We start from the raw sequence: 23226 nt of genomic DNA, 5'->3' as shown, positions 1-23226 counted from the left end.
ATGACTAACAGTAGCCTGAATATACTTAATGGAGAACTAAACCTTACTGAACGCGATACTAAACATATATGGCACCCCTACACGCAGCATAAAACCACTGCCAAACATATTGGTATAGTTCGCGGGAAAGATGCTTTACTTTGGGATGAAGACGGTAAGGAATATATTGATGCCATAGCCTCATGGTGGGTTAACCCGTTTGGGCATAGTAACGATTTTATAGCAGAATCGATATACAAACAGCTTACAACCTTAGAGCATGTTTTATTTGGTGGGTTTACACACGAGCCTGCTGTACAACTATCAGAAACGCTAATAGAAATGCTTCCTGATAATCAGCAAAAAATGTTCTTTTCAGATAATGGTTCCACTACTGTAGAAATAGCTATAAAAGTAGCGTTACAATACAACTACAATCAGGGTAAAAAACGTACTAAAATAATCGCTTTCGAAAATGCTTTTCATGGCGATACCTTTGCAGCAATGGCTGCAAGCGGTATTTCATTCTTTACTGAGGCATTCCGTAATTCGCTTATAGAGGTTACCCGTATTCCTGTACCCGTAAAAGGCGAAGAAGAAGCCAGTTTTAAAGCCCTGAAAGAGCTTACTCAAACCGGTGAATATGCTGCCTTTATATTTGAACCCTTAGTACAGGGTGCTGCCGGAATGGTTATGTATGCACCTGAAGCACTGGACGAACTAATAAAAATATGTAAGGAGAACGAAATCTTTACCATTGCCGATGAAGTAATGACAGGATTCGGGAAAACAGGTAAAACGTTCGCATGCAATTATCTTACCCAACAACCTGATATGATGTGCCTTTCTAAAGCACTAACAGGCGGTACAATACCAATGGCAATTACTACCTTCACTCAGGAGCTTTTTGATGGTTTTTATGATGAAGATGTAAATAAGGCTTTATTTCACGGGCATACCTTTACGGCAAACCCGACAGGGTGTGCTGCTGCTCTGGCTAGTATAGATCTTTTACAACAGCCCGAAATGCAGGAAAACCTGCAAAGGATAAACCAAATGCATCTGGAGTTCAAAACTAAAATTGAACAACACCCAAGGGTAACAACCGTAAGGGTACTGGGGGTAATTTTAGCTTTAGAACTAGCTACCGATGGTAATGACAGCTACTACGGAAGTTTGCGTAATAAGCTATATGATTTCTTTATAGAAAATGGCGTTATACTACGCCCTGTAGGTAATATTATATACATACTGCCACCATACATTATCAGTAACGAACAACTTACTAAAATATACAATACTGTAGAAGCCGCTATTGAAAACGTAAAATAAGCTTTTGCTGTAATTTTGCATAAAAAGAAGAAAAATTGTCATTACCCATATCAATAACAGCCATTAGCTCTTTCTCTCCATTAGGGAATACTCCCGAAAAGGTATGGGAAAACTACCTGAATAACAACACTACTATTAAAAGCATGCATTTTAATGGTAAACAGGCTCTTGGCGCACCTTTACAGGATGATTTACATAAAGAAGTACAGGCTTTAAGAGATGCTGAACCTAAGTATAAAAACTTAGATAACTCTGTACTGTATGCTATTTTAGCCTCCCGAAATGCTGCTAAGCAAGCAGGCTGGAATAAAGGAGATAACTTTGGTATTAATATAGGTTCTTCTCGTGGTGCAACAGGGCTTTTTGAGCAATACCACAGTGAGTTTATACAAACAGGAACATCAAGCACACAAGCCTCCCCTGCTACTACTCTGGGTAATATAGCGTCGTGGGTAGCACAGGACTTGAAAAGCACAGGTCCTGATATTTCCCATTCCATAACCTGCTCCACTGCGCTGCATGCAGTACTTAACGGTGTAGCTTGGTTACGCTCGGGCATGGCAGAAAAATTTTTAGTGGGTGGTAGCGAAGCACCACTTACACCATTTACCATAGCCCAAATGCAGGCAATGAAAATATATGCTTCTAAGGAAAGTGAATACCCATGCCGTGCATTAGACTTAGATAAAAAACTAAATACCATGGTACTGGGCGAAGCAGCAGCATCTGCCTGCCTTGAAATTGGTAAAAATGAAAATGCTTTAGGTTATATTGAAGGCGTTGGCTATGCTACCGAAGAGTTAAAACACAGTGTATCTATTTCTGCGGAAGCTGAATGTTTACAAAAGTCAATGCAAATGGCTTTGGGCAACATCAAACCCGAAGAGGTAGATGCTATTGTACTACACGCACCCGGTACTGTAAAGGGCGACCTATCCGAGTATAAAGCCATCCGGAATATATTTGGAGAAAACCTGCCTTTACTTACTACTAATAAATGGAAAACCGGGCATACTTTTGGTGCATCGGGTTTACTAAATTTAGAACTTGCATTACTTATGATGCAACACAATACGTTTATTAATGTACCTTTTATTGAGAACCAAAAACCAACTAAGCCTATACAAAAGGTGTTGGTTAATGCTGTTGGTTTTGGTGGTAATGCTGTAAGCATATTGGTATGTAAATAATTTATATATTTGAGGTTATGGACAACAAAAACACTAGTACACTTTTCTATATAGGTCTATTGCCTTTTGTTATAGCAGTAGCAAATATGACGCTTTGGATAGTTACTACAACCAGTGAGCATGCTACTTTTGAAGAAACTGTAAACGACTATCTTTCCTATTTCCCTGAAATGTTACAGAATGCTACCCTACTTACACTGCTTAATGTTATGTTTTTAGCATTAGCAGGAGGGTTATTTTATAAAAGCATGAAAAGTATAACACTCAGGACTCCGGCAAAAATATTGGCTATAGTTTCGGCTGTTTTATTATTTTGGAATGTATTTTCGTTAATGTAAATGTATATTCCTGTAGCCTATCACCCCATATACAAACACCCATTACCGGAAGGACATCGGTTCCCTATGATAAAATATGAGCTGTTACCACAACAGCTTATACACGAAGGCACTATTACAGAAGAGTGTTTTTACAGTCCCGAAATTGTTAACACAGAACACGTATTAGCTATACATAACAAAGAGTATGTTGATGATTTACTCAACCTAACACTTGATGCAAGGGCAGCGCGTAAGATAGGCTTTCCCCTTTCGGCAGAACTGGCAGAACGAGAATTACGTATTGCACAAGGTACTATTTGGGGATGTGAGCAAGCTTTACAAAAAGGTATTGCTTTTAATATTGCAGGCGGAACACACCATGCCTACAGCACCCATGGCGAGGCTTTTTGCCTGCTGAACGACCAAGCTATTGCAGCACAATACTTAATCAACAACGGCAAAGCAAAAAGAGTATTAATTGTAGATCTTGATGTACACCAAGGGAATGGTACTGCCGAGATATTTACCAATAATAGTGCTGTATTTACTTTTAGCATGCATGGTAAAACCAATTATCCTTTTAAAAAAGAAACTTCTGATTTAGATATTGCTCTACCTGATAACACAGGCGATGATGAATATCTATCCATTTTAAAAGAAACTTTACCAAAACTAATAGACAGCCATAAACCTGACTTCATTTTTTACCTGAGTGGAGTAGATATTTTAGCTTCCGATAAACTGGGTAAACTCGGCTGCTCCGTAGAAGGCTGTAAAGAAAGGGATGAGTATGTTTTAAGTACCTGCCATAAACTGGGTATACCTGTACAGTGCAGTATGGGTGGTGGTTACAGTCCTGATATAAAAATAATTATAGAGGCACATTCCAACACTTACAGACTAGCAAAAAACATCTATTTTTAGCATTTAACTCTCAAATACTAAATGCATTACAGTAAATACTAATTAATGCCCCCAACATACTCAGCAAGTACATATCTTTGGGTTTTAATATTTTTTTTACAGGTAATTTCCTAAAAATTAAACATTTTGGGGTAAATTGCCCAACCTTAAAACTCAAGCTATGAAAAAGATTTTACTAATTATGGCACTTTTGGTTACAGTGCCTTTCTATGCCCAAAAACGTGTAGCTGCTAAAATTCAGGAACTAAACAACTCCGGTGTTTCTTTTAAAAACTTTAGTCCTTTAACCGTTACAGAAGGTAGTAAAGATTATGATATTGTAGATAACGAAACCTATGCTACAATCAACAATAATATCTTAGAAACTATATACAAAACCAAACCGGAAACTATTGCCCTAACCATTCCTTACCAAGGTAATGATATTACTATAAACCTTTATAAAGTAAATATTTTTGCTAATGGTTTCCATATGGATACTGATAAAGAAAAAGACTACGCCTACAAACATGGTGTTTACTATCGTGGTATTATAAAAAATGATAATAACTCTTTGGCATCATTCAGTTTCTTTGAAAAAGAAATGTCAGGTATAATTTCTAATCAGGAACATAAAAACATTGTAGTAGGCAAACTAGCTAAACGTAACAATTTTTCAGAATACATTATTTATTCCGATAATGAATTAAATGTAGACAATCCTTTTATTTGTTCATCAGCCGATGAAATAGATGAAGAGATTAAAGCGCAAAAGTTTGGAAAAAAATCAGCGTTAAGCCAGCAAAGTACCGAAACTTTAAAATGTGTGGGTATATACTACGAGGTAGATTATGACATGTTTATAGAAAACCTGGGAAGTGAAGATGTTACTGCTAACTGGCTTACCACTTTATTTAATAACATACAAACACTGTATTATAATGATGGTATTGACATATCCTTGAAATCATTCTTTATATGGACTACTCCGGATCCTTATTCAGGTGTAGACTCGGAAGATTATCTTTATGACTTTTTAGAACACTCTCAATCAAACCCTTTTGATGGCGACCTTGGTCAGCTTTTAGCAGAAGATGAAGGCGGATTGGGCGGCTTAGCTCCGTTAAACGGCGTTTGCAGTGCACCTTATAACGGTAGTTATGTAGATGTGAATGACGCTTACCTGCAAGAAGTGCCATTATATTCATGGAGTGTTCAGGCTTCTGCACACGAAATAGGACACCAGTTAGGTTCTCCGCATACACATGCTTGTGCCTGGAATGGGAATAATACTGCTATAGATGGCTGTTATGATGTAGAGGGAAGTTGCAGTACTCCTCCAATACCTTCTAACGGAGGAACGATAATGAGTTACTGCCACTTGACCAATGTACAGATTAATCTTGCAAACGGTTTTGGCGAACAACCTGCACAGTTAATAAGAGATGTTGTAAACAATTCGGGCTGTCTTGCATCAGAATGTGAAAGCGGACTATGTGATACTACAATAATTGATTTAGGAATAGTGGATAATTCAATAGAAAACTTCTCTATTGAATGGAGTGATAGTGGCGAAACTAATGCATGGGAAGTTACTGTTGGTCCGGTTAACACACCGTCAGAAGGAACGTGGACAGAAGTAAACACGCCTAATGTAAATATTACGGGGCTTGAGCCTAATACATATTATACTTTTAAAGTACGTAATGTATGTGAGCAGGGAACTTCTCAAATACAGGAAATAATGTTTGTTACAGATGCCGATTGGTGTACAGGGTATTACTATATGGATACAAATATTGACGGACAAAACTATAGTAACAATCAAAACATTACCCGTACTTTCACTCCATCGGAAGAAAATAAAATAATAAAGGTTGAATTCGTATCTTTTAGTTTAGAAAACGGCTACGACTACTTAACAGTTTATGACGGAGCAGATACATCTGCACCGTTAATAGGAAACTTTACAGGGGCTTTTATTACTAATGAGTTTACTTCTACAGCAGAAGATGGTTCATTAACTTTTGTTTTTTCTTCTGATGATACAGAAACTGATGAAGGCTGGGTAGCTTATGTAGAATGTGTAGATGCTCCTGCTAACAGATTAAACGAAAACTCTTTTAGTAATTTCAGCTATTACCCCAACCCTACTAACAGCGTTATAAACATTAGTGCAGGTGAAGAAATTACAGAAGTAAAAGTATATGCTGTTTCAGGGCAATTATTATTTACCAGAAAGGTAAATGCAACGCAAGCAGCTATTGATATTTCTGCTTTAGCTAACGGAGTTTACTTTTTTAAAGCAACTAACAATATTAAAGAAACTAACTTTAGAGTCGTAAAACAGTAATTAAGTAACATTATTTAAATAAAAAAGCAGCGTTAATAACGCTGCTTTTTATTTTATTGCTTTTCAATACCTCTTCGCAGTATTTCCTTTATACCCTCAATATGCTCGGTAAACTCCATAACCTGCGAAAGCATTTGCGCCATATCATCCCGATTACCAAAACCTTTTAATTTGTTGTTCTTCACAAAGGTTTCTTTAATCGCTGTCCAGCGTTTTTGTTCTTCTTCGGTAAGCGTACCTGTCATTTCTTTATACTTAAGCAGGTTGGCTTCCGCAGCACTGGTAAGCGTTTGAGTCTCATTTTGGTAATGTGAAAGCAGCAATGTGCTAATCTCATCATTATTCATTACAGGAACTATTTTCGCTACCAGTTTGTTCATATCACGATACGAACCCTGTAACCTGAACGGCGGTTCAGTACGGTAAGCATCTTCCATAGCTGCCGAGGCAATGTAAGCGGCATTGGCTTTAAGTACTACATTGCGCACTTTTATTACTTTATCCAGCAGGTTTACATAGGTTTCTATTTCTTGTTTGCTGTGATTACCTTTCAGTTCGAAACCATCACGCTGACCTGTCTCCGCCATTTTTATTAACGGATATAAATCATCCGCATTTTTAGACATCAAACTCGCCAGTATAGGGTTTGCTGTTAAAGCATTTTCAATAAGGCTCAACTCAAATAAATCAGCCTTGTTACCTATTACATCACCCAAGTTGTATATATCGGCACGGTTAGCAAGCATATCCGGTATGCGGAATTTCTCTCCTGTTTCGGTATAAGGGTTACCCGCCATTACTACACAAAACTTTTTCGATTTCATGTCGTAGGTTTTAGGCTGCCCGTTATACACCCCTTCTATTTTACGCGTACCATCGGCAAGCGAAATAAACTTTTGCAATAACTCAGGGCTGCAATGCTGTATATCATCAAGGTAAAGCATTACGTTATTACCCATTTCTAAAGCAAGGTTCAGCTTCTTTAACTCCTCTCGCGCTGCTGCATTAGTAGCCGATGACGGGTCAACCGAAGTAATATCATGCCCAATGGCAGGACCGTTTATTTTCATAAATACAAGCCCGAGTCTGTTAGCAAGGTATTCCATAAGGGTAGTTTTACCATAACCCGGTGGCGATACCAGTAACAACATCCCCGAACGGTCAGTTCGGCGGTTTTCACCCGCACTCCCCAACTGCTTGGCAAGGTTTTCCCCGAATAACGGTAAATAAACCTGGTCTATCAGCTTATTACGTACAAACGATGTTAGTACCTTCGGCATAAACTCATTCAGCCTTAAATCTTCTTTGAGTTGCTGTGTAAGCTTGTGGCGTTCCTCACGGAACGTTTCAAAAGCAGGAACTTCATTCTCAAAGTAATTATTCAGCCGGTTTACAAACGTATGGTAATGGAAGTTATATTTTCCATCCTCAATAGTTTCGTGCGAGCCTGCCAAGCCTGTTATAACCTCATCAGGCTCTATAGCATTTACTTTTTCTGCCGATTCGTGTCTGTATAGTAGCAATGCAGTAATTTCATACAAATACTGATTGTATTGCTGTTGACCTGTTTCAGTCAAGTAAGATGCTACCCATTGCTCTGCCAGTAGTATACTGCTGTTTTTATCCGCGGCGTGGTCTATATTTTGGCGGAAGGTAACAGCAGCATCTTTCTGCTCCAGCATTTTAAAGAAACTTTCTGCCAGTTTTGTTGCCATGTGGCTTACTGTAAAGGCATCGTTACTCCTAAGCTCCTCAAACAAATAAGTTGCAGCTTCTTTTGTATTTATACTTAAGTCCCTATCAAAAGTTATAGTTTCTAAATAGGCTTTTATTTTAGTTCGCAGTTCCGCTACAATATAATCGAACTCTTTACTGTTCGGGAATATTGCCAGCACACTGCCCGATGCTTTTATTTTGTTATTAAGCACCTGTCGGGTTTCATCTTCCAGACTGTACCAAAAGAATTGTGCAATAGCACGGGTAGCCGGCGTATAGCGTAACAATCCTAAATTATGATGTTTTGCAACAAGCATTTTCAGTATTTTAAACGCATCAGCATCGTGAACACCTTTTACATAACCTTCGGTATAGTTTTTAGAAATTTCTTCCGCTACTATCGCCTTTAGGGCTTCATCTTCTTTATTAAAAAGCTCCTCAGGCTTATTATTCCTGAATATTTTATAAGCTAGGTAGGCACCTCTGTATATTGTATCATTTTCAGAAACCAGTTCCTGACTCCAGTATTTTTTAGAGGCTAACATGGTTTCACTTTCCAGTTCCTGATAAAAATCGGTTCCTGTTAAGTGATAGTTTAAGTTACCGTTTCTGTACACTATGGTCAAATCAAGCGGTTGTTTATTTACGGCAAACTTATGCGTACCTAAACGAATGATGTTTTCGCCATCCTCATACAACTCCTGTTTGTCTTTCAGCTTGCGTAAAGCATCCTCACGAGCCGATTTCAATTCCGTTTCAATAGCTTCTGCTTTACCGGTATCATCCAGTTCAATTAATTGCTTTACTAAATCACGCAGTTTGGCAATCATTAAATCAGAAGCAAAATAACCATTTATATCTTCAACCGAATCAAAAGTAAGCGCTTTAGCAGCAACGTTTTTCAGTATTCGTTGCGATGCCTTTTCTATAGCTACTGCTTTTTTGTTACGGCTTTCAACTAAAGCATTTTTCTTCGCTTCAAATGCACTGTAAACCTCTTCGCGTTTCTCCATGATGGAGTTGGTAAACTCCTCATAATCGGCAAAGCGGGCTTCAAGGTCTTCCAGTTGCACGGATATTTTATTCAGCAGTTCCTCCGTTTTTTCAGGAGTGGTGGCTCTGTCTAAAGCATTTACAATACTTTGGTCTATCAGTTTTATTTGGGCTGCAAAATCAGCTTTTGCCTCTTTACTGCCTAAAGATTTTATCTTGTTTTTAATATCTGCCTTAACCCTGTTGAGGGTGGCAAAAATTAACGAGATATTATTAATGATGTGGGTAGACTTAGATGTATCCTCAATTTTAAGGTTCGATACTATGTCTATCAGCATCTCAAGGTCGGCGGTAATTTTACCTACCTCTTCCTGTAATGCTTTCCCTTCGGCTACGGTAGTAACACCTTCTATTTCACCTTTCTTTTCTTCTACTCGGGCATGATAGGGCGATAGTGCCTTATCATCCATAAGGAATACTACACAGTTTTGCGAAATAACCTCGGTATGTTCTACTATCTCGGCTTCCAGTGCATCAATAAATTCAGGGTCAACATAACGCACTTCGCGCAGGCTGATTACCTGTCCTCGCAATGAACGCAATCCGGCAAGGTCGGCTACAAAAACATCAATATCATTAAGAGGTGAACTTTTTATCTGAATAAATAGTGCCTCTGCTTTTTGCCGTACCTCATCGGTTATTTTTTTTGCGTTCTGACGGAGCTGCACAACTTTTTCAAATTCGTCTATAGCAGCATTTGCCGTCTTCTTTATTTCGGTTAGCGGATGGTCTAATTCAAATGTTTCCTCGTTGGTTATCCAGTAATAACCATCAAGAATATTTTGCGATAATCTTGTAAGGTCAGCATACAATCCCTCATAATCATCATCTTTATTTAAAAGGGTAATAATAGCCTGACAGTCTGCCATAGCTTTTACAATATCCTTATTCCCTATTTTGTAAATGTAACTGTCCTGATGTTGCGACGGCATAATATCGCCCTGCACAAATGGCGTTTGCCATATTTGCACCAAGTGGTTTTTAGTCGCTTCGTCTTCTGCACGGAAATAACACAATTCGCCATTTTGCAAAATGGTAAATCCATTACAGATTATAGGCGTCATTACCTGACGGGTAATAAGGTTGTAGGACATTAATACATACTGCCCGTATTGCTCTTCGTAGAAAACATACATAAAGTCCTCCCCGTTTGGCGAAGCAATACGCTCCTCAAACAGCAGGTTCTCTAAGCTGTTTTCAAATATTTTATACTCGCCTGTTTGCAGGTAATACCCGTTAGAGAATATCAGCCCGTGGTCGTCCGGTAATAGTATAGCCGAAGTCTCTAAACTGTCTATTTTACGAACCTCCTGTAATTTGTGGTTGTATATAAAATAGCGTGGCTCTTCCTGAAAGGGTTTTATACGCAAGGCAATAAGGTTACCTAAATCGGCATACTGGAAATTACCATCATCCAGCGTCTGGTCGGGGTGGATTACTTCCTCATCATAAATACCTTTGCCTGTGGCGGTGTTATCTTCTATTTTTATGGTAAGCGTTCCGCCTACGGTTTCTACAAATACTTTATCCAATATAGACACGTGCGGGTGCTTACCGTAACGCTGCATATCGCGGGTGGCTTCCTGCCAACGGAAATCGTGCTGGCGCGGGAATTTATATTCGCTGTCACTCCTGTTGTCTATATAGGTTAGGGTATTTTCTTTTATCAGCCATTTAAAGGTCTTGATATCCGACAACCTGTCGCTGATTTGGAAAACCATGTGCAGGTAATTGCCTGCTATAAAAAACTTACGGAAACTGGTGTCCCTGTAATATTTATATAAGTTAAAAAAATCGGTTTGAAATGTTTCATCATTTATAAAGTCCAGGCTTTCCTGATGGAAATTACCGTCTTTAAAAGTATAGATACTAAATACATCTTCGGTTTTTATATCGGTACGTAACCCGAAGTGTACATTATAGCCCAGTATGCATGTATTGCCTATAGAAACTACATCGGCAGGAATACAGTTGTTTTGGGTTATTATCCTGTTATTGGCTATCAGCTTCGTTTCAACACTACCAAATACTTCCTTTCGCGCTTCATTTAGTTTTTGAAGCCTGCCCAAAAGGTCGTTCTTCTGGGTTTGCAAACGGCTTTGTATAATTTCATAGGTACCGCCTTCCAGTTTACTCATGGTATGGTGTGGTTTTTTAATTAAGATTGAGAATTATAGCAGATAAAAAAACCTTACTGCTTACTATTCTTGTCAACTTCCAGTTCAATGGTTTTTTCTCCGCCGGCTGGTATTTCACCTTCTTTTTTCAAATACCCTTCTCCTTCTATTACAATTTCCATTGGTGGACATCCCCATAGCCCACCTGAAACATCTGATAGTTCAAAAATGCCTAAAGAATCAGTAAGTATTCTTGTATACTCCTTATCACTCTTTTTATATACCAGTATATTTTCTAATGGTTTATTCGTTTCCTTGTCAATTACAGTTCCTCTTATAATTTGATGACAATCGCAAGAAACAAACAAGAATAACAGCCCGTTTAATAATAGCATCTTTTTCATAGACTATATAGCTAATTTGAAAGGAAAAGAAACCTCCGGTGCTGTAACGCACCGAAGGCATTATTTAAAAAAATCAACTAAACTTCGGTTACCCCAGTTTTTTACCTGACAGCCCCATGTTTTTAGCCATCAGTAACAGGTTAGAGAATAATCCTTTCTCTTCTGAATCATCACTGCGTTTTTGCAGTTCCATTAATAAACCTGCTACGGTAAAGTTTTTAATATCTTCTGATGAGATACCATACTTATCAGCAAAACCTTTTACACGGTCTAACAGGTTTTCACCATTTTCTCCGCCGTCACCTAAAATAGCATCTTTAATCTCCGTTGCGTTTTCAGAGTGGTCTATTAATCTGTCAAAGCCTTTCGCTCTGGTTATCTGGTTAACAATCTGGTCGAAGAACATGGTTTCGCCACCCACAATATCAATCTTAGCGGCTTTAAGTGCTTCGCCTATTACGCTAGCCTGAGCATCGGCAATATCTTTTTGGATGTTAATTTGCGCAAGGTCTACCTGAAGTTCTTTGTTAAGGCGTAGTTTAAACTCTTCGTGTTCTTTACCTACACCATCAAGTTTCTTCATTGCCTCTGCTTTTTCTTCTATACCGCTAGCCTCTGCTGTTGCTTTCTCTTTAATAACATTTGCTTCAGAAAGTCCGAACTCTCTCTCGGCTTCTGCTCTTGCTTTAAGACCTGCTGCTTCCGCAAGGGCTTTCTTCTCAATAATAACAGCATCAACAATACCTTGTCTTTCGCTGGCATCAGCTTTAGCGTGCATTACCTGTGCTTCAGATAATCCTAAAGTAGCATCTTCTTTAGCTTTGGCATCTGCCAATATTTTACGTGCTTCCGCTTCTTTTTCGCTGGCAGCCATTCTTGCAGCAGCATCAATGTTGATTTCTTCTGCTTTTTGCTTCATGGCTTCTTTTTCAGCCTCAGCAGCTTTAATGCGCTTAATGTAAAGTTCTTCACTTTCCTTTTCAGCTAATGTAACAGCTACTTTTTTCTGTCTGTCGGCTTCTTTAAATGCCTCAATATCTTTCATGTTTTCCTGCTCCTGAACAACACCTTTTTCCAGCATTACCCTGTCGCGGATTACATTCTGAATATCTTTACGTTCTACCTCAACCGCTTTTTCTTTCTCAATCTGAGCAAGCGTTACTATACGCTCTCTTTCGGTTTGCTCTAACGCACGGTCTTTTTCTACTCTCTCGGTTTCTACAGCAGCAGTACGCTCTTTGTTTTTAGCGGCTACTATAACAAGCCTGTCTTTGTTTTCTTCGGCAACCAGTACTTTCTCGCTGGTATTAATGCGTGCCGTTTCGCTTTTTAATCTTTCTTCTTCGTTTACTTTAGCTATTTCTGCCTCTTCACGGGCTTTAATGTTAGCTATTTCACGCTTTTGTATTTCTTCTTTCTCGGCTAACTGACGGTCTAACGCTAAAATGGCTTCACGCGCTTCAACATCCTGCTTACGAATGGTTTTCTCCTCATCCCTGCGGATAAGGTTCGATTTCATGTTTTGTGCAGCCGTAAGCTCAGTAATTTTCTTGATACCTTCAGAGTCAAGAATATTGTCTGCTTTCAGGTGGCTTAACGATGTCTGTTCCAAGTCATCTATTGCACAGTCGTCCAAAATGTAGCCGTTAAGGTCGGTACCGATGATTGATATAATCTCTTCACGGAATTCACTTCGGGCTTCGTATAACTCGATGAAATCGAATTTTTTACCTACTGTTTTTAAGGCTTCCGAGAACTTGGCGTCGAACAACTGTCTTAATACATCAATTTCTGATGCTCTTTCGCAACCGATAGTCTGTGCTACATTAATAATATCGGAAGTAGATTTATTAATCTTGATGAAGAACGTAACTTTTATATCCGCACGGATGTTATCCTTACAGATAAGCCCGTTAACGCCTGTACGTTCTACATCGAGTTTTTTTACGGAGATATCCATAATCTCCATTTTGTGCAGTACGGGTACTATAAGGCCGGCATTGAAAAACACTTTAGTACCACCGCTACCGGTACGTACTATTACCTTACCCTGTATGGTTTTTTTGTACATGGAAATAATCCATACCAAAAGTCCGATAACTACAACAATTATAGCTATCATGGTAACAAGCAAAGAATCTCCTAACATTTTTTTAAATTATTGGTTGGTTATAAATTAATTGGTTTACAAAATACTTTCAACAATGGTTTGCACGAGGTTTGCAAAAACCTCGACAATAAATATAAATAATGATATCATGGTAGTTGGATTTTTAAGATTTGTTAATAATCAAATTTTTCAACCAGGTAGTATTTTTTGTCGCTGCTTTCAGCAACTATAACTGCCTGTTGTCCTGCAACCAATGTATCTTCTGTATTACTGCGCGCATAAATTTTTATAGGATCTCCGTTTACGGTGAGCTCTACCATACCGGTTCTGTTTTCTCCTAATGAAGACACTATGGTACATCTGCGTCCTAAAAAATCAATTTCAGGTTCGCCTTTGTGGTTTACTTTACGGTACAAATACCCTAAAGGCTTACTTATCAGTTTTACCACAAAAAGGCTGAAAATTAAGTTTGGTATAATTAACAGGAATCCTAAAAACGTACTTTCTACACCCAAATAGTAGGTAATGTTTACCCCTATAAGCCACATACTAAAGAACATAATAGTAACAATGAACATAAGCGGAAGTTCATCAAAATTAAAATACTCCAGTATCCGCATAAAGCTGCTTCCCTGTGCTGCATTTTCTCCTCCGGTAACATCATTGTCAAAATCAGCATCTACATCGGCGGCATCAAAATCTACACTAAAATGGTCAGGATCAAGTCCGGCAATAATTACCAGCACCCAGTATATGACCAAAATAATGGACATTACAGTAAAAAATGCATTAACAGGCGAAAAAGAAACTTCCAGTAATTCCTGCATGGTTGGTTTGTGTTATTATTCTTTTGGGGTAATTCCCATTTGTTCTTTAAGCTTTTCCAGCTCGCTAGTTGCTTTAGACTTTTTTACATCTATAGCACTATCTATTTCAGCATCTACAGATTTTGTTGAATCGGCTATATCTCCATAAGCTTCGGCAAGTGCTTCTTCCTGTATTACTTTTTCTTTCATACGTTCTAAAAGCGATATAGTACCATTACTGTCTATATTAGCCATTTGCTTGTTAAGGTTCTTGGTTGCATCAGCAACTTTAACACGAGAGCGAAGTATTTTAAGTTCGTTTTCCCACTTGTTAATATTCTGCTTAATGGTTTGTACATTACCTTCCATTTGCAGCACATTCTGGTCAAACTTTTCCTTATCGCCCTCTGCACGTGTTTTACCTGCCAGTGCTTCTTCTTTTTTAAGCAGTGCTTCTGTTGCAAGTCTGTCAGCATCTTCCGCAGGCATATCACCCTTTTGGGCTTTTTTAAGCAATAGCATTGCTTTTTCATTATAGTCTTCAGCTTTATTGCTGTAATCTTCCATTTCGTTTTTAGCACGTATGCTCATGGCTTTTACTTGTGCCAGTGCTTCAAGGCTTTTCTCTAAATCCTGCTTCATATCTCTTATACCTTGCTCTGTCATTTTTATCGGGTCCTCTATACCATCTATTGCACTGTGCATCTCAGCCTGCCCGATTTTGAATAGTCTTCTTAAAAATTTCATCATTCTAATGTTTTGAAAAGTTAATAATCTGTTCCGAATACTCATTCAGCAACAAGCTGAGCGAATTTAATGTTGCTCCGAATTCGTTTTGGTCTAAGTTCTCTATTTGAAGTGAATCTCTGAAAATTACTTTTCTGCCTGTATCATCAAGAACAAAAGCACCGTGTATTATATCCCGGTTTTTTTGCAACAGCTCTTTGAATACCGGATAAGCATCGGGCTTAACCTCAAAAAGGTACTGTTCAAAAATAACAATAGGGTACGCTACACAAATAATAAGGTTAACAATACCATCCTGCTCGCTGCTTACTATGAAAACACCATCTTCCTTGCTTTCATGTTTAACTTCCAGCTCGAGTTCATTCAGGTAACTTTTAACCACTGCAAAATAGTCTTTCATGGTACAGGTATTAAATAATTTTATAAAACTCGGTCTTTTTTCGTGCCTTTACAAGTATCAACCTAAATAGTTTTTAACAGCAAAAGCAAACTTTTTAACCTAAAACGGCTCAATATATTAGCATTATTCTTATATTTGCTAATAATGTTAGTACAAATTTACAGAAATTATTTTAATTTGCAAATATTATTAGCAAAATAATTTATTATGGTGTTTGGTAAGAATTTAAAAAAGATACGCAGCGTACACGGAATGAGTCAGCAGGAATTTGCAGAACTATTTGATTTAAAGCGCGCTACGCTTGGTGCTTATGAAGAAGACAGGAGTAACCCTAAGCTGGAAACCATTATAAAAATTGCTAATCATTTTAGCATAGGACTGGAACAACTGGTAACAAAAGAGCTTACCGTTAACCAGCTTTTACGCTTTAATGATGCTTTAACTACCAATCCTGCTAACGATACTAGCCAAAAATTAGAAGGAATACCTTACATAACTGAAGACAAGAAAGAGGTTTTTATTAAAGATTTCAACAATACTAATAATATTAGCAAAGTTGATTTGAATAATATTTATCTCCCTAACGTAACAGGGAAAGATAAGCTGGCTTTTGTGGTTAGCGACCTTACCATGTCGGGCGGGGCAGCAGGTTTTTTACCTAAAGATATTGTTATAGGCAAACAGACACCACTAACTGATATTGAACGAATAAACGGGCAGCTTGCTATTATAACCACTAAGGATGATTTATATTTTAGAAAAGTAAGCTACCAAAACAGCAAAGTGGTTTTAAATGCTAACCATCCCGGTGTAGAGCCTATAACAGTAAATAGTAAAGATATAAAAGGGGTTTGGAGTGTAGTACATATATTTCGCTATACTGTGCCTGCTTCTGAAAACGCAACGGAGCAACGTTTAGCACAACTGGAAAATGCTATAGCTGCATTGCGCCAAAAAACTTCTTAGCAAGAAAAACGGGCTGCTTAAAAAGCAGCCCGTTTTTTATAACTCTATCTATAATAATCATTTATTCTATAGAAATATAACCACTAAAACCTTCACAAGCATAAGTACTATTTGCTGAGAATGTACCGTTTTCGAGTATACTTACATAATTTGCGGCTATTCCCGGCGCATGTACTCCTCCGGCAACCATATCATCTAAAATTTCTCCACCATAGGGGGTACAGTCAGTCCATCCATAAGCTCCCGTAGGTAGCCAAGTATATGAGTTGGAAGGTCCGGTAGAACCATCTTCATATACACTCGTATATGTACCATTCGCATGAAAAGTTACATCTAAGTAATTATTTATCGTAACAGTTGCTCCTACTAAGGTAGCATAACCATTATTTGTTAAAGTAAGGTCGAGCGTAAAGTTTACCGATCTTTGGTTTGTAGCATCATATACTGAAAAAGTATAATCATTCATAATAACAGGCTCAGCAGAAACAGGTACATCTCCAAATGTTACCGATGTCCAAGGTAATGCATTACCACCTACAGCTACAGGCTCTCCATCCAGCAATAAACTTACCATTTGCTTAGTATAATTACCAAATGTTACCGCATCTCCTTGCTGAAGCGTCATTTGTGTTTCTATCAAATCATAGTCAGGATTATAGTTGCCTATCCTCAATTCATAGTTAAATTGCTCCTCTTTAAATATCTCTATAGGAAAACTACCACTAAAGCTATTTAACTCGTCTTGGTAAGCATAGTCTATAGTTGTTTCTAACGAGTCGCCGTTTACAGCATCAGGGTCATCAATAGTAAGTTTCATACTTATGGCTCCATTAGAGAAGCTTACATCACTCATTGTTACATTACTATGAGCTACTGATAATTGCATGGCATCGAAAAATGCGCTATCCCCATCAAGAACTTCAGTTGGTTGGTTACTTGGCATAGTATATACCGGAATAAGGCTAATGTTTGAAAAGAATAAGTTATCATTAACAAACTCAATAGCGTTATTAAGCTGTGTTACTGCTCCTGTAAAAATACCGTGAGAATTAAAGAAAGTAGTAAGCCCGCCTGTTGATGAACCTTCATCGCCCGATGCAATATCACGCCCTTGCACATCAAAAGAAAAACTTTCTTGCTCACCGCTTGTAAATGTTAAGTTCTCCATGTTTCCTCTGTCAAGATCACCTGCTACACTTTGAAAAAGCACATTTAACTTTTTAAGCTTCGCGCTCATAAACTCTGTTAGATAGTCTTTAGATTTTTTCCAGGCAATTACCGCTACCAAAGCTCCTAATGACTTTTCAAGAGGATCTGGGGCTAATACTACAAAAGCAACTCCGCCTCCAAATGCAAGTACTGCCAGTTTATGTTTTAATAGCTGAGTATCAATATTGAAATTAATATCCATTGGGCGACCAGCAGTAAGGTCTCCTGCTACAATACCATTAAACAATTCGCTATTAGCTTTGTAACTAATTGCTAATTGTTCTTTCTCTGCATCTGTAAGCGTATTGTAGTAAGCATTAAAAGAGTCTATATATTGGTTTACAATATCTGCTTCTTCACTTTGCTCGTTACTTATAGATTCAGAAAAATCTGCTACATCAGTAAAGAGTGGAGCTAACTCTTGCTCCGGTGTTGCTGTAAGTACTGTTTCGTTCACATTATAAGGCAAATCGAGCCCTAAATCAGCTACTACTAAATGTGTTTCGCCTAATAATGTTACAGGTACTTTGAACATTACTACATTTTCACCGGAACGTACCAGTTGTATGGCATTTCCGCCTAGTGTTCCTGTATATTGCTGTTCAGGCACTGCATTTGGCATTTCTATGCTTACTACCTGACTTTGGTATACTTCGGAAGGAGTTACTACTTCTCCCTCTTCTTCTGTAGAAGGGCTGTCATCTTTAGAACAACTGTAAAAAAAACCGGCAGCAGTAAATATTAACAATACCAGCGAAAATTTCAAAAACTTCATTTGTAAGATTTTTTTGGTTATAATATAATTTTATAAAAATATAATAATATTCTGCTCTAACAATCTTTTTCTACACTAAAAAACTAAAGTTCAATTTTTTACATGTTTGGCATATTAAAAAAACAAGGGGTTACTCTCCAGCAACCCCTCCTCCTACACTAACTCTTGTTTTAACGAAAAGCACCTTTTTCGCTTAAACTAAAGCACAACACAAATATTAACTATTTTCTAAATTGTTCCCATATAATTGCATAACAGTCTTCTGCTTCCTGATAACTAGCATATACTACACTGTTTGCATTTAATTCACGAAGTTCAAACTCTTCTCCGCTTACCATTATAGCATTTTTATCAGCATCTTTCCACTCCCATTGAAAGTGAGAGTATTCCGTTCCGTTCACTCCCTCTTTGTAATATATTACACCATCATTTTTAAATGCATAATAAAAATTCTCCTGTGCATTATCTATTTTTTCAGATTCTTCGCCACAGTAGTAGTCTACAATACTTTTCTCTATTACCCACCATACTTGGCTCCCTTCATCTATACTTCCATTTTCGACTTCAGGATAGCCGGTAAGGAGTTTATGTCGATCTGCAACAGGAGCTATTTTACCTTTAGGAACACCTGTATATCTGTCTTCTACACCATCATCACCGGAACAAGCTGTAAAAGTCACACTCATGACAAAAAGAACCAGCACCTTTAAGAATAGATGGTTTTTCATAATAAAATAGATTGGTTGGTTTGTATATAGTTGTATATTCTAACTATTTAACATTGACAAAATTAAGCGTATAGGTAATAGCAAAAAATACCTATGTATGGGTAATTTCTTTATTTTTATGCACAAACAGGGCGAAATGAATCATTTTAAAACAATAAGTTATCTTAAACAAGGTAATAAAAAGCAGCAAGAAGCCTACAGGATACTAACTAAATATGGTGTTTGGGAAAAGCTCACTGATTTCAGCCCGCTACTTGCCGGAACAATACCAATTGCAATAGATATTGATAATAGTGACCTTGATATAATATGTTGTTTTAATGACGTTGCTGTTTTTACAGCAACATTAAAAAAAGAGTTTAGCGACTATAAAGGTTTTACAATAAGAGAAGCTGAAGATATTGACCCTAATTATAAAACGGTAGTATGCAATTTTATATTTGATGATTTTGAAATTGAGATATTTGGACAAAACAGAAAATCGGAAGAACAAAATGCTTACAGGCACATGCTTATTGAGTATCAGATATTAGAAAAAGAAGGTGAGCAATTTAGGCAGCAAATAATAGCTTTAAAAAAAGAAGGGTATAAAACCGAGCCCGCTTTTGCCAAATTACTGGAGCTTAGAGGTAATCCATATTATGCTCTTTTAAATTATAGCCTTTAACAACTCATTAACCAAACACTAATAACTACAAACAGAACCTTTTTGTATTTTTAGCAAAAATACAGTACATGCAGATAGAGATTAATAAGGTTGAATTGCGTAACCTTAAAATAGAAGATTACAAACAGCTTAAACTTTCCATGCAACATGCCTACCACGACATGAAAGACATGGATGAACCCTACTGGAGCGAGAAAGATATTGAGCGCCTTTTAAAAATTTTCCCGGAGGGGCAGCTTGTAGTAATTGTAGACGGTAAAGTAGTAGGTTCTGCATTATCATTAATTGTAGATTATAAAAAAGCCATATCTAACCATACTTACGAGAAAATAACAGGTAAATATACCTTTAATACCCACACCTATAACGGTGATGTGTTATATGGTATAGATGTATTTATAGACCCTGAATACAGAGGGTTACGCCTGGGCAGACGTTTATATGACGCCCGTAAAGAACTTTGCGAGCAGCTAAATCTTAAATCTATTGTATTTGCCGGGCGTATACCTAACTATACAGGGCACGCAGATGAATACTCTCCTAAAGAATATATAGAAAAAGTACGCCTTAAAGAAGTACACGACCCTGTATTGTCTTTCCAGTTAAGTAACGATTTCCACGTAATACGTGTAATGCGTAATTACTTAGAGGGTGACAAAAGCTCTCATGAGTATGCTGTACTTATGGAATGGAGCAATATTTATTATGATGAAAGCCCTAAACTAATTAATACCCGAAAAAGTGTCATTCGGCTTGGTTTAGTACAATGGCAAATGCGTCCGCTGGCAAATGTTGAGGCTTTATTTGACCAGGCAGAATTTTTTATAGATGCTGTTTCGGGTTACGGTAGTGACTTTGCTTTGTTCCCTGAATTATTTGTAGCACCATTAATGGCAGATTTCAACCACATGTCTGAAGCTGATGCCATAAGAGAAATTGCCCGCTACACTGAATCGATACAGAAACGTTTTCAGGAAATGGCTATTTCCTACAACATAAATATTATTGCCGGCAGTATGCCAATGGTGGAAGACGGCAACCTTTACAACGTAGGTTTCCTTTGTAAGCGAGACGGAGCCAGCGAAATGTATCGAAAAATACACATTACCCCTAACGAAATACAGCACTGGGGTATGAAAGGCGGTTCGGAAATTAAAACTTTTGATACTGATTGCGGTAAAATAGGTATTATGATTTGTTATGATGTAGAGTTCCCTGAACTTTCGCGCATTATGGCAGATGAAGGAATGGAAATATTGTTTGTACCATTTATGACCGATACCCAAAACGGTTACACCCGAGTAAAGCACTGTGCACAGGCAAGAGCTATAGAAAACGAATGTTATGTTGCCATAGCAGGCTCTATAGGTAACCTGCCGGGTGTAAACAATATGGATATACAGTTTGCACAAACAGCGGTATTTACCCCTTCGGATTTTTCATTCCCATCAAACGGTGTGAAAGCTGAGGCAACGCCAAATACTGAAATGACACTTATAGTAGACCTTGATTTAGATTTGCTAAAAGAATTACACGAATACGGTAGCGTTCGTATTTTAAAAGACAGAAGAGAAGACCTTTACAGTATTAAAAGGGTTAACAAACAAAAAAATAACTAAGCTGTTTAAACCTTCAACATTTATTTAAGTCTAAACTTTTAAAGGGTTTAGTAGCATAGCATAAAGCAATGGAACAAATATCAATATTAGGTTGTGGCTGGCTTGGGCTGCCTTTGGCTAAAGAGTTTTTGGCTAAGGGGTATAGCATAAAAGGCTCTACCACCTCACCTGAAAAAATAAACACATTACAGCAGGCAGGAATAAAACCGTACCGTATTGCTTTACACCCCGACACTATTGAAGGGGATATTACTGATTTTCTAAACGGAAGTAAAATATTGATAATTGATATTCCTCCGAAGTTAAGAGGGAAAGCAAATGAGAATGAAAGTTTTACAGATAAAATAAAAACACTGTTACCACACATAGAAAATTCAGATGTCAGCAAAGTAATATTTATTAGTTCTACTTCGGTATATGGAGATGTTGAAGGGATAATTACCGAAGAAACGACCCCGCAACCAAGCAACGAAAGCGGTAAACAATTGCTGGAAGTGGAACAACTATTACAAAATAACGAGAACTTTACAACTGTTATAGTGCGATTTGGAGGGTTAATTGGTGAGGACAGACACCCTGTGCATTATTTAGCAGGTAAAAAGGATATACCAGACCCTGACACTCCTGTAAACCTAATTCACCGTGATGATTGTATTAATATTATTTTAAAAATTGTAGAAAAAAATTTTGAAGAAGGTATTTTAAACGGTGTGGCTCCTTACCACCCTACAAAGAAGGAGTATTATACAAAAAAGGCAAAAGAAAAAAACCTACCCTTACCTATATTCATCAGCCGGGAAGAAGCTTGTGTAGTTAAGAAAATAGCTGTTAATAAGGTAACGGAGGTTTTTAATTATACTTTTAACCAAAATAATTTATAACTACTAATTTATAAGTGAAAAAATACTGCCCCGGATAAACGCATTACCAAGAGCAGTATATAAATTAGCTGGATGTAATGTAAAATAACAGAATTTAAGTGACTTAAATTTGCGTGTTTTTCGCAATTAACATTTTTTTAAGAAGTGTAAAAAAGGGTTTAAATAATTGTTTTTCAATTATTTAAACCCCTAAAAACATTAAATATACCCTCTGTTTCTTACTTCAGAAATTAGCTCCTCATCGCCTCCTTCAACCTCAAGCAGGCGTTTAATCCTGTATTTACGCTTCTCAATAGCACTCACAGTAAGTGGTATATATTTATCTAAATTTTTATTTTTTATTCCTCTGGAGAGTAATTTTACTATCTTAACATCAAGTTCGTCTAAAAGCATTTCTGTCTCTCTCTTCTTCTGAAACTCTATGATAGTTTTAGAATAGAATTTATCTCCATTCAAAATCTTTTTAAAACCATCAAAAAGTTCATCTGTTGTACAGTCACTTTTATTAATAAATCCTTCCGGTTTTATTTTGCTAAGTACCCTGTTAAGAATATCTATTTCTTTGTGCATACTCATCATTATAATTTTGCATGATGGCATTAACTGTCTTAATAATAAGGCCATGTCCTCTCCGGAACGTAGCCCTTTTTCTTCATAGTCAGGAATACTGTAATCTACTACAGCAACATCAAAAGGCTCATGTTCATTTTCTAAAATAACATCATAAGCTGATTTGCAGTCATTTGCTTTTACAAAATTTAGTGAGTATTTCTCCTGAGTTATGGATTTAAAAATTGCGTGGTATCCTTCTAGGACCACAGCATGATCGTCGATAGCAACTACCTGTAATACTTTTTTCAAGTTGGATGAGTTTAATTTTTTTAGGTGAACAAAATTAATTTTTAAATATTCAAATACACAAAAAGAACGATAAATTAATTACAAAAATCT

18 protein-coding genes are annotated in these 23226 nt (G+C 37.3%); 9 read left to right on the top strand and 9 right to left on the bottom strand.

Annotation, left to right across the window (positions count from 1 at the left end):
* The 5 genes from bioA to IEW45_RS09205 all read left to right on the top strand — a co-directional run bounded on the left by bioA (window position 1) and on the right by IEW45_RS09205 (window position 6077).
* On the top strand, window positions 1–1311 hold the full coding sequence (bioA, locus tag IEW45_RS09225; RefSeq protein WP_188620958.1) for an adenosylmethionine--8-amino-7-oxononanoate transaminase: 1311 nt from the start codon (window positions 1–3) through the stop codon (window positions 1309–1311).
* 35 nt (window positions 1312–1346) lie between these two features.
* A complete protein-coding gene (locus tag IEW45_RS09220; protein ID WP_188620957.1) occupies window positions 1347–2501 on the top strand; it encodes a beta-ketoacyl synthase N-terminal-like domain-containing protein in 1155 nt (384 codons plus the stop codon).
* A 17-nt stretch (window positions 2502–2518) separates the two neighbouring features.
* Window positions 2519–2839: a hypothetical protein gene (locus tag IEW45_RS09215; protein ID WP_188620956.1), complete on the top strand. Its 321-nt coding sequence runs from the start codon at window positions 2519–2521 to the stop codon at window positions 2837–2839.
* Window positions 2840–3745: a histone deacetylase family protein gene (locus tag IEW45_RS09210; protein ID WP_188620955.1), complete on the top strand. Its 906-nt coding sequence runs from the start codon at window positions 2840–2842 to the stop codon at window positions 3743–3745.
* Window positions 3746–3905: 160 nt separating this feature from the next.
* On the top strand, window positions 3906–6077 hold the full coding sequence (locus tag IEW45_RS09205) for a M12 family metallo-peptidase (protein WP_188620954.1): 2172 nt from the start codon (window positions 3906–3908) through the stop codon (window positions 6075–6077).
* Window positions 6078–6130: 53 nt separating this feature from the next.
* Here the strand turns inward: IEW45_RS09205 and IEW45_RS09200 are convergent, their stop codons facing one another.
* The 6 genes from IEW45_RS09200 to IEW45_RS09175 all read right to left on the bottom strand — a co-directional run bounded on the left by IEW45_RS09200 (window position 6131) and on the right by IEW45_RS09175 (window position 15430).
* Complete coding sequence (locus IEW45_RS09200) at window positions 6131–10984, bottom strand: DNA repair ATPase (RefSeq protein ID WP_188620953.1); 4854 nt, start codon at window positions 10982–10984, stop codon at window positions 6131–6133.
* A 53-nt stretch (window positions 10985–11037) separates the two neighbouring features.
* A complete protein-coding gene (locus tag IEW45_RS09195) occupies window positions 11038–11367 on the bottom strand; it encodes a peptidase associated/transthyretin-like domain-containing protein (protein ID WP_188620952.1) in 330 nt (109 codons plus the stop codon).
* An 88-nt stretch (window positions 11368–11455) separates the two neighbouring features.
* The gene (locus IEW45_RS09190) at window positions 11456–13489 is read right to left on the bottom strand and encodes a flotillin family protein (protein WP_373283182.1); all 2034 of its coding nucleotides are present in this window, start codon (window positions 13487–13489) and stop codon (window positions 11456–11458) included.
* 161 nt (window positions 13490–13650) lie between these two features.
* Window positions 13651–14304 carry an OB-fold-containig protein gene (locus IEW45_RS09185; protein WP_188620950.1) on the bottom strand — a complete coding sequence of 218 codons (654 nt, stop codon included), beginning with the start codon at window positions 14302–14304 and terminating at the stop codon, window positions 13651–13653.
* A gap of 15 nt (window positions 14305–14319) precedes the next feature.
* On the bottom strand, window positions 14320–15030 hold the full coding sequence (locus tag IEW45_RS09180; protein WP_188621139.1) for a PspA/IM30 family protein: 711 nt from the start codon (window positions 15028–15030) through the stop codon (window positions 14320–14322).
* Window positions 15031–15034: 4 nt separating this feature from the next.
* The gene (locus tag IEW45_RS09175) at window positions 15035–15430 is read right to left on the bottom strand and encodes a type III secretion system chaperone family protein (protein ID WP_188620949.1); all 396 of its coding nucleotides are present in this window, start codon (window positions 15428–15430) and stop codon (window positions 15035–15037) included.
* Window positions 15431–15637: 207 nt separating this feature from the next.
* On the opposite strand from IEW45_RS09175, the gene IEW45_RS09170 reads away from it, so the two are divergent.
* Window positions 15638–16396: a helix-turn-helix domain-containing protein gene (locus IEW45_RS09170; RefSeq protein WP_188620948.1), complete on the top strand. Its 759-nt coding sequence runs from the start codon at window positions 15638–15640 to the stop codon at window positions 16394–16396.
* Between the two features lie 61 nt (window positions 16397–16457).
* Here IEW45_RS09170 and IEW45_RS09165 read toward each other — a convergent pair whose 3' ends face one another.
* The gene (locus tag IEW45_RS09165; protein WP_188620947.1) at window positions 16458–18380 is read right to left on the bottom strand and encodes a hypothetical protein; all 1923 of its coding nucleotides are present in this window, start codon (window positions 18378–18380) and stop codon (window positions 16458–16460) included.
* A gap of 221 nt (window positions 18381–18601) precedes the next feature.
* A complete protein-coding gene (locus IEW45_RS09160; protein ID WP_188620946.1) occupies window positions 18602–19108 on the bottom strand; it encodes a hypothetical protein in 507 nt (168 codons plus the stop codon).
* Between the two features lie 136 nt (window positions 19109–19244).
* Between IEW45_RS09160 and IEW45_RS09155 the strand changes: the two genes are divergently transcribed.
* From IEW45_RS09155 to IEW45_RS09145, 3 genes are all read left to right on the top strand, one after another.
* The gene (locus IEW45_RS09155) at window positions 19245–19775 is read left to right on the top strand and encodes a DUF4269 domain-containing protein (RefSeq protein WP_188620945.1); all 531 of its coding nucleotides are present in this window, start codon (window positions 19245–19247) and stop codon (window positions 19773–19775) included.
* Window positions 19776–19843: 68 nt separating this feature from the next.
* A complete protein-coding gene (locus IEW45_RS09150; protein WP_188620944.1) occupies window positions 19844–21394 on the top strand; it encodes a bifunctional GNAT family N-acetyltransferase/carbon-nitrogen hydrolase family protein in 1551 nt (516 codons plus the stop codon).
* Window positions 21395–21462: 68 nt separating this feature from the next.
* On the top strand, window positions 21463–22275 hold the full coding sequence (locus tag IEW45_RS09145; RefSeq protein ID WP_188620943.1) for an SDR family oxidoreductase: 813 nt from the start codon (window positions 21463–21465) through the stop codon (window positions 22273–22275).
* 198 nt (window positions 22276–22473) lie between these two features.
* On the opposite strand, the gene IEW45_RS09140 is transcribed toward IEW45_RS09145, so the two are convergent.
* The gene (locus tag IEW45_RS09140; protein ID WP_262891430.1) at window positions 22474–23136 is read right to left on the bottom strand and encodes a response regulator; all 663 of its coding nucleotides are present in this window, start codon (window positions 23134–23136) and stop codon (window positions 22474–22476) included.
* Window positions 23137–23226 lie beyond the last annotated feature (90 nt).

This window comes from Flavobacterium suaedae, assembly GCF_014642915.1.
Lineage (GTDB): Bacteria > Bacteroidota > Bacteroidia > Flavobacteriales > Flavobacteriaceae > Flavobacterium > Flavobacterium suaedae.
This window is presented reverse-complemented; position numbering and strand designations above follow the sequence as displayed.